Source organism: Rhodoplanes roseus (assembly GCF_003258865.1).
Classification (GTDB): Bacteria; Pseudomonadota; Alphaproteobacteria; order Rhizobiales; family Xanthobacteraceae; genus Rhodoplanes; species Rhodoplanes roseus.
The window spans coordinates 1-8,319 of sequence record NZ_NPEX01000250.1; the positions used below are offsets into that span (position 1 = coordinate 1).

The window sequence follows — 8,319 nt, forward strand, 5'->3', positions numbered from 1 at the left end:
CTGCGCAGCGAGACCTCAGTCCTGGGGCGGACCGGCGCTCGCACCCTCGTCGGCCTGCTCGTTCGCCGGACCTTCGCCGCGCGCGCCGCGATGGCGCCGGCGCCGGCGATGCAGCGGGAAGCGGTCGCCGCCGCCGGCTTGGGGAGCCGGCGTCTCGAAGCCGCCGCCCTGGCCGAAACTCGGCGCGGCCTGCTGCGGCGCCGCACCCCCCGTCACGAAGGACGGCAGCCGGTCGATCCCCTCGTCGGCGTTCGCCGGAGGCTGCTGCTGCTGGCGCACGTAAGGCTGCTCGCGGGGCACGAAGAACTGCGCGTCGCGCGGCAGATAGGGCTGCGGGTCGCGTGTTCCGAAGGCCGGCTGCTCGCCCGGTCCCGGCGGCTGATCGTCGTCGTCGTCGTAGCCGTCGTCGCGCGAGTCCGCCGCGCCGCCCTCGCCGCGATAGAACGGCGTCGTCTGGCGGAACTGCTCGTTCGCCGTGGCGATCAGGCGGAGATAATGCTCGGCGTGCTGAAAATAGTTCTCGGCCGAAACCGGGTCGCCGGAGGATTGCGAGTCCCGGGCCAGCTGCATGTACTTCTCGGCGATGTGCGACGCGGTCCCGCGGATCTTCACGTCCGGGCCGTTCGACTCGTACACCCGGGTGAGCGGATTGTGGCTCTTGCGGTTGCGCCCTCGCATGCGCTTGTTGTTCTGACCGTTTCTCATGTTCGGCTTTCGGCCACCTCTGATTGCGGCGGTCGCTCCGCCGATGACATCAATGGTTGCATGGACCGGCTCACGACCGATCGTCACCGACTGCGACCGCTGCAGCCGATGCTCACGGGTGCCCGGAGGCGCTCCGCAATTCACAGTCCGATGGCTCAGCTTGTGACCGCAGCATTTGCCTGCGGCCGTGCCAACCTCTCACGATGCCCACGGCGCTCTTGGTCACCAAACCGTGAGCGCACGCCGGAGCCGCTGAAGTACCTCGATCCCGAGTGGTGCAGCACCAACCCTGTTCATCGGATTTTGCTGACCGCTTGTCACGCTGCCTGCCACGCCGAGCCTTGCTCCGGGCTTCCTGTACAGCGTCTCAACCCCAACCCAGGTCGATTCCGTAAGCGGAACCTAGTCGCTCCCACCGGATAATCAAGCTCTTTTTTGTCGGCGTTTGGGAAAGACTTTCAAATTTGTATATCAGGTTTGCTGTTGTGCCATGACGGCCCGCGGAACTCCGCAAAGATCCGGATGCGGTGCCCGATCCACGACGAGTCCGGCCGTGTCGAACAAAGCGACAACCGCCTCGAGCTGGCCGATACCGATCTCGACCACCAGCGTTCCGCCCGGCGCGAGCAGCCGGCGCGCGTCGGCGGCGATCGCGCGATAGGCGTCTAGCCCGTCCGGTCCACCATCGAGCGCGAGGCGCGGGTCATGGTCGCGGACCTCCGGTGCGAGCGTCGGGATCACGATGCTCGGGATGTAAGGCGGATTGGAGACGACGAGGTCGAGGCCGCCGGCGAGCGCCGATCCGAGATCGCACGCCACGAAGCGCGCGCGCCCGGTCAGGCCGAGCCGCCCGGCGTTGTGGCGCGCGACACGAAGCGCCGGGAGGCTCACATCCGTGCCGACGCCGAGCGCGTCCGGGAGTTCGGAGAGGAGCGCGAGCAGCAGCGCGCCCGAGCCGGTGCCGAGATCGGCGATCCGGCGCGCGGCGCGGCGTGGCCCGGCTGCGTCGATCGCGGCGAGCGCCACCTCGACCACGGTCTCGGTGTCGGGCCGCGGATCGAGCACGTCCGGCGTCACGACCAGCGGCAGGCTCCAGAACTCCTTGCGTTCGATGATGCGGGCGACCGGCTCGTGCGCCAGCCGGCGCCGTCCCAGCGCGGTGACGCGGGCCGCCTCCTCGTCGCTCAGCGGGCGATCGGCGGCCGCCGCCAGCGCCGCGTGATCGAGGCCGAGCGCATGACCGATCAGCAGGCGCGCGTCGAGCTCGGGCGAGTCGAGATCCGCGGCGCGAAACGCCGAGGCGATCGCCCGCCGTGCCGACGCGATGGTCGCGCCGGCCGCGATCAGCTCGTCCATCGGGTCCACAGCGCCACGAGCGTCGCGACATGGCCGGTCCAGAGCAGTGTCGCGATCAGCACGGCGGTCGCGAGCCCGAGCTGGACGAGCCGGCCCTGCCAGGTGCGCGGGGTGAGCATCCGGGCGAACCGGTGTCGCCAGCGAAGAGGAAAGCGCGGCTTGTGCATGGTCACATCCGCCGTGCAACGGCTGCGCGGAGCGTCACGCCGCTCCGCCTTCGGCGGCGAGCAGCGCCGCGTTGTTCTCGGTCACGAGGGCGTCGACGATCTCACCGAGCGCCTCGCCTTCCATCACCTGCGGCAGCTTGTAGAGCGTCAGGTTGATGCGATGGTCGGTGACGCGTCCCTGCGGGAAGTTGTAGGTGCGGATGCGTTCCGAGCGGTCGCCCGAGCCGACCTGGCCGCGGCGCTCCGCGGCGCGCTCGGAATCGCGCTTCTGCCGTTCCTGATCGTAGAGCCGGGCGCGCAGCATCGCCATCGCTTTCGCGCGATTGCGGTGCTGCGAGCGCTCCTCCTGGACGAACACGACGATGCCGCTCGGGACATGGGTGACCCGGATCGCCGACTCGGTCTTGTTGACGTGCTGGCCGCCGGCGCCGCTCGACCGCATGGTGTCGATCTTGAGATCCTTGTCGTCGATCGCGATGTCGACGTCCTCGACCTCGGGCAGCACCGCGACGGTCGCGGCCGAGGTGTGGATGCGGCCGGAGCCCTCGGTGTCGGGCACGCGCTGCACCCGGTGCACGCCGGACTCGAATTTCAGCCTGGCGAAGGCGCCGACGCCGCGGATCTCGGCGATGATCTCCTTGTAGCCGCCCATGGTGCCTTCGCTGGCCGACAGGATCTCGGTCTTCCAGCCCTGTTGGGCGGCGAAGCGCTCGTACATGCGGAACAGGTCGCCGGCGAACAGCGCCGCCTCGTCGCCGCCCGTGCCGGCGCGGATCTCGACGATGACGTTGCGCTCGTCCATCGCATCCTTGGGGATGAGCGCGACGCGAATGTCCTCCTCGAGGCGCTGCCGCGTCTGCTCGAGCGCCGTCTTCTCGTCGGCGGCGATGCTGCGCATCTCGGCGTCGCTTCCCGGGTCCGCCGCGATCGCCGCGACGTCGTCGATCTCGCGCAGCAGCTCCTTGTAGCGTGTCACCTTCTCGACGATCGGATCGAGCTCGGCGAGCTCCCGCGAGAGCTTGACGAAGGTCTCGGGCGGCAGCTTGCCGGCGAGCTCCGCCTGGAGCGCGGCGTGGCGCGTCACCAGCGTGTCGAGCTTGGCTTGCGGCAGCATGGCGGCATCGCCTCAGAGGGTCAGGCCTTCGGCCTCGGCGAAGGCAGTGAGCTTGTCTCGCACCGAGGCGCTGCCGAGCGGCAGCGCCATCAGCGAGGCGACCAGGCGCTCGACCTTGCCGGCGTCCAGGTCGAGCAGCATCGCCTTCACCGGACCGACCGCCGAGGGCAGCACCGAGAAGGCGCGGAAGCCGACCGCGATCAGGGCGAGCGCGCCGATCGGCTTGGAGGCGAGCTCGCCGCACAGCGTCACCGACTTGCCGTGTGCATTGGCGCGCTCGACGATGAGCCTGAACACGCGCAGCACCGGCACCGACAGCGGATCGAAGCGGTTGGCGACCCGGGCATTGCCCCGGTCCGCCGCGAACATGAATTGCAGCAGGTCGTTGGAGCCGACCGAGAGGAAGTCGGTCCGCTCCAGCAGCTCGTCGAGCTGGAACAGCAGCGAGGGCACCTCCAGCATGGTGCCGACCTCGACGCGCTCGGGCAGCCGATGGCCGTGGCGGCGCAGATGCGTCAGCTCGCGCTCGACCAGGCCCTTGGCCTCGTCGAACTCGCTCACCATCGCGACCATCGGGAACATGATGCGCAGCTCGCGGCCGGAGGCGGCGCGCAGCATGGCGCGCACCTGGCTGCGCAGCAGCCCGGGACGGTCGAGGCCGAGCCGGATCGCCCGCCATCCGAGCGCCGGGTTCTCCTCCTCGTAGTTGCGCATGTAGGGCAGCACCTTGTCGCCGCCGATATCGAGCGTGCGGAACACCACCGGCTTGCCGCCGGCCGCGTCGAGCACGTTGCGATAGAGCGCGAGCTGCTCGCTGGTGCGCGGGAACTGTGCCGCCACCATGAACTGCAGCTCGGTGCGGAACAGTCCGATGCCGGCCGCGCCGGTCTCGGCGATGTGCGGCAGGTCGACCGGCAGGCCGGCATTGATCATCAGCGTGATCGGCTGGCCGTCCTTCGTAACGGACGGCCTGTCGCGCAGGCTGAGATACTGCAGCTGCCGACGGGCCCGCAGCCGCACCCGCTCGACATAGGCCGCTTCCATGTCGGGCGTCGGCCGGACATGGACGTCGCCCGTGACGCCGTCGACGATGATGCCATCGCCGGGATCGACCAGGCCGGTGGCGTTCGGCACCTCGCCGACCGCGGCGATGCCGAGCGCGCGGGCCACGATGGCGACGTGCGAGTTCGGGCCGCCTTCCTCGATGATCAGGCCGCGCAGCCGGTTGCGGTCGTAGTCGAGCAGCGCCGCCGGGCCCATCGACCGCGCCACGATGATGGCGTGCTCGGGCAGCTTGTCGCGGGCCGGGGCGTGGTCGTAGCCGAGCAGCTGCCGCTGCAGCCGGTGGGCGAGGTCGTCGAAGTCGTGCAGGCGCTCGCGCAGATAGGGGTCGGTCTGGCGCAGCATGCGGGCGCGCGTGTCGGACTGCACGCGCTCGACCGCCGCCTCGGCGGTCAGGCCGGTGAGAACCGCCTCCTCGAGCTTGTGCACCCAGCCGCGGTCGTGGGCGAACATGCGGTAGGCCTCGAGCACGTCGCGGTGCTCGCCGCCTTCCGCCACCTCGCCGCTCTCCAGCATGAGGTCGAGCTCGGCCCGCAGCGTCTCGATGGCGACGCCGAGCCGGCGCAGCTCCTTCTGGACGTCGTCGGCGATGAAGTTGGTGATGACGACGCGCGGCTCGTGCAGCACCACGTGGCCGAGCGCGATGGCATCGGTCAGGGCCGCGCCGGAGACGTGCACGGGCCGGCGCACCGCCGGCTCGGCCCCGGGCTGGGCCAGCGAGGTGAGCTCGCCCGAGGCGATCATCTCGGCCAGCACCATCGCCGTGGTCTGGAGCGCCTCGACCTCTTCCTCGGAATAGGTTCGTCGCGCCCGGTTCTGGACGACCAGGACGCCCAGAGTGTTGCCGGCGCGCAGAATCGGCACGCCCAGGAACGAGCGGTAGATCTCCTCGCCGGTTTCCGGACGATACGAGAAGGCCGGGTGCGCCTGGGCGTCCGAGAGGTTGATCGGGCTCGCCTCGGTGGCGACCAGGCCGACCAGGCCTTCGTCCGACCGCATGACGGTCAGGTGGACGGCCTGCCGGTTGAGGCCCTCGGTGGCATAGAGCTCGAGCGTGCCGTCGACGCGCAGCACGTAGACGGAGCACACCTCCGCGACCATGTTCGCGGCGATCAGCACCACGATTTTGTCGAGGCGTTCCTGCGCGCTGACCGGCTCCGCCATCACCTCGCGGAGGCGCCGAAGCAGCACGCGCGGACCGCCCAGCGCGCCGCGCATCGCGTGAGGTCCTTCAGGGTCGCATCAACAAAGGCCGGCCGCGACGAGGCTGTCCGGTCCGGTTCGGGGAATCGCGCCGGAGCGGGCCGGGTCGTGCGATTCCCCCACGGCTATAGCCAATGCGCCGTGTGCGCTGCAAGCGAAAGGACGTGCTGCGGCGCAGCTCTTTTCCTTATTGTCCAACGCTTTGCGACTGAACGGCTTTGTCGGCCCGGGGCGGCGCCCTCGGGCGCCCTGCCGTGCCCCGGATCGGGCGGTCAGGCCTTGTCGAGCCCGTAGAGCGTGTGGAGCGTGCGGACGGCCAGCTCGGTGAAGGCGGCGTCGATGAGGAGCGAGAACTTGATTTCCGAGGTCGTGATGGCCCGGATGTTCACGCCGCGTTCGGCGAGCGCCCGGAAGGCGCTGGCGGCGACGCCCGCATGGCTGCGCATGCCGACCCCGATGACCGACACCTTGGATACCTCGGCGGCTGTGTCGAGCCGGGCGAAGCCGATGGCGGAGCGGGCCTTTTCGATCGTGTCCTTGGCCCGCTCGAAGTCCGCGGCCGTCACCGTGAAGGTCAGGTCCGTGGTCTTGCCGTCGGCCGACACGTTCTGCACGATCATGTCGACATTGATGTTTGCGTCCGACAGCGGGCCGAAGATGGCGGCCGCGACCCCGGGCTTGTCCTCGACGCTGCGGATCGAGATCTGCGCCTCGTCCCTGGAGAAGGCGATGCCGGTGACGACCTCGTGTTCCATGATCTCGGTCTCGTCGCAAATGAGGGTTCCGGGAGGAGTCCGGTGCGGATCGATGTCCTCGGGCTTGTCGAAGCTCGAGCGGACGAAGATGCGGACATTGTGGGTCATGCCGAGCTCGATCGAGCGCACCTGCATGACCTTGGCCCCGAGCGAGGCCATTTCCAGCATCTCCTCGAAGGCGATCTTGTCGAGCCGGCGGGCCTTCGGCACCACCCGCGGATCCGTGGTGTAGACGCCGTCGACATCGGTGTAGATGTCGCAACGGTCGGCCTTGATGGCGGCGGCGAGCGCCACGGCCGAGGTGTCGGAGCCGCCGCGGCCGAGCGTGGTGATCCGCCCGCTCGCGGGATGGATGCCCTGGAAACCGGCGACGACGGCGACCTGCCCGGCCTTGAAGCCGGCGACCAGCGGGCCGCCCTCGATGCCCTCGATGCGGGCCGAGCCGTGCTGGTCCGAGGTCTCCAGCGGAATCTGCCAGCCCTGCCAGGACCGGGCCGGAATCCCGAGCGCCTGCAAGGCGATGGCGAGGAGCCCGGAGGTCACCTGCTCGCCCGAGGCGACGACGGCATCGTACTCGGCCTGATCGTGCAGAACCGAGATGTCGCGGCAGAACTTGACCAGCTGATTGGTGGCGCCTGCCATGGCCGAGACCACGACGGCGACCTCGTGGCCGGCGTCGACCTCGCGCTTGACGTGCCGGGCCACATTGCGGATGCGATCGATGTCGGCGACGGAGCTGCCGCCGAACTTCATGACGAGGCGGGCCATGGCGAGTAGATCGTCCTTCGAAATCCACGGCACCGGCGGACATGCATGCGCGAGGCTTGCATCGCCCTGATCCCGGCGCGAAAAAGGCGCGTATACATAACGGCGGGGGGCCACGAAGGCAACGGCCCTGCGGTATTGCGGCATTGCCCACAGAGCAGCATTGGACGGCGCCATGAGCACGGGTCTCGAGACGGCAAGCACGGTCGACAGGGCCGAGATCGCGCGATTCGAGGCGATCGCCGAGACCTGGTGGGATCCCCGCGGCAAGATGGCCACGCTGCACAAGTTCAACCCGATCCGGGTGGGCTGGGTGCGGGATGCGGTCTGCACCCGGTTCGGCCGCGACCCGAAGCGGATCGACTGCCTGACGGGGTTGCGGTTTCTCGACATCGGCTGCGGCGGCGGCATCCTGTCGGAGCCGCTGGCGCGGCTCGGCGCCGAAGTGGTCGGGGCCGATCCGGCGACCACCAATATCGAGGTGGCGAAGCTCCACGCGGCCAAGAGCGGACTGACGATCGACTATCGCAACACCACGGCCGAGGCTTTGGCGGAGGCGGGCGAGCGCTTCGACGTGGTGCTGGCCATGGAGGTCGTGGAGCACGTCACCGACGTGCCGCTGTTCGTCTCGGTCTGCGCCGGCATGGTGAAGCCGGGCGGCCAGATGTTCGCCGCGACGCTCAACCGCACGCTCAAGAGCTGGGCGCTGGCGATCGTCGGCGCCGAGTACGTGCTGCGGTGGCTGCCGGTCGGCACCCACCAGTGGGACAAGTTCGTCACGCCCCAGGAGCTCGAGACCGCGATGGAGCGGGCCGGCCTGACCGTCAGCGGCGAGAGCGGCGTGATCTACAACGTCCTGGCCGACCGCTGGCAGCTCTCCCGCGACATGGACGTCAACTACATGCTCTCGGCCGAGAAGGCGGGGTAGGGCGGGGCCCCGGCGCGGGGGTCGTCATCCTGAATCGCCCCTCATGGTGAGGAGCGCCCGAAGGGCGCGTCCCGAACCATGTGGCCCGTGCCCGATGCGGCCTCCCGGGCCGCCCTCGCCCCTTCGAGACGCCGCCTTCGGCGGCTCCTCAGTGTGAGGACGGACGAGGGCTGCCCGCGGGCGGGCCTTCGTCGGTGCGAGTCGGCCTCGCCGACGTGTTCGGAACGAACCATCTCCCCGAAACGAAACCGGCCCGCTTGCGCG

The 8,319-nt window shown here is 69.7% G+C and carries 7 protein-coding genes; 1 reads left to right on the forward strand and 6 read right to left on the reverse strand.

Features of this window, described 5'->3' with window-relative positions; all coding sequences use genetic code 11:
• Nucleotides 1–15: 15 nt before the first annotated feature.
• From CH341_RS24665 to CH341_RS24690, 6 genes are all read right to left on the reverse strand, one after another.
• On the reverse strand, nt 16–705 hold the full coding sequence (locus CH341_RS24665; RefSeq protein ID WP_111421634.1) for a DUF4167 domain-containing protein: 690 nt from the start codon (nt 703–705) through the stop codon (nt 16–18).
• A 471-nt stretch (nt 706–1,176) separates the two neighbouring features.
• Nucleotides 1,177–2,061, reverse strand: a complete 885-nt coding sequence (prmC, locus tag CH341_RS24670; RefSeq protein ID WP_111421635.1) for a peptide chain release factor N(5)-glutamine methyltransferase — start codon at nt 2,059–2,061, stop codon at nt 1,177–1,179.
• Complete coding sequence (locus CH341_RS24675) at nt 2,049–2,228, reverse strand: hypothetical protein (RefSeq protein WP_111421636.1); 180 nt, start codon at nt 2,226–2,228, stop codon at nt 2,049–2,051. The genes prmC and CH341_RS24675 overlap by 13 nt, the downstream gene beginning before the upstream one ends.
• Before the next feature lie 34 nt (nt 2,229–2,262).
• Entirely contained in the window at nt 2,263–3,342 is a 1,080-nt protein-coding gene (gene prfA, locus CH341_RS24680; protein WP_111421637.1) for a peptide chain release factor 1, read from the reverse strand.
• 12 nt (nt 3,343–3,354) lie between these two features.
• Nucleotides 3,355–5,622 (reverse strand): phosphoenolpyruvate--protein phosphotransferase, encoded by a 2,268-nt coding sequence (gene ptsP / locus CH341_RS24685; RefSeq protein ID WP_111421638.1) that lies wholly within the window; start codon nt 5,620–5,622, stop codon nt 3,355–3,357.
• 257 nt (nt 5,623–5,879) lie between these two features.
• Nucleotides 5,880–7,130 carry an aspartate kinase gene (locus CH341_RS24690; protein ID WP_111421639.1) on the reverse strand — a complete coding sequence of 417 codons (1,251 nt, stop codon included), beginning with the start codon at nt 7,128–7,130 and terminating at the stop codon, nt 5,880–5,882.
• Between the two features lie 172 nt (nt 7,131–7,302).
• Between CH341_RS24690 and ubiG the strand changes: the two genes are divergently transcribed.
• On the forward strand, nt 7,303–8,055 hold the full coding sequence (gene ubiG / locus CH341_RS24695) for a bifunctional 2-polyprenyl-6-hydroxyphenol methylase/3-demethylubiquinol 3-O-methyltransferase UbiG (RefSeq protein WP_111421640.1): 753 nt from the start codon (nt 7,303–7,305) through the stop codon (nt 8,053–8,055).
• The last annotated feature ends 264 nt before the right edge of the window (nt 8,056–8,319 follow it).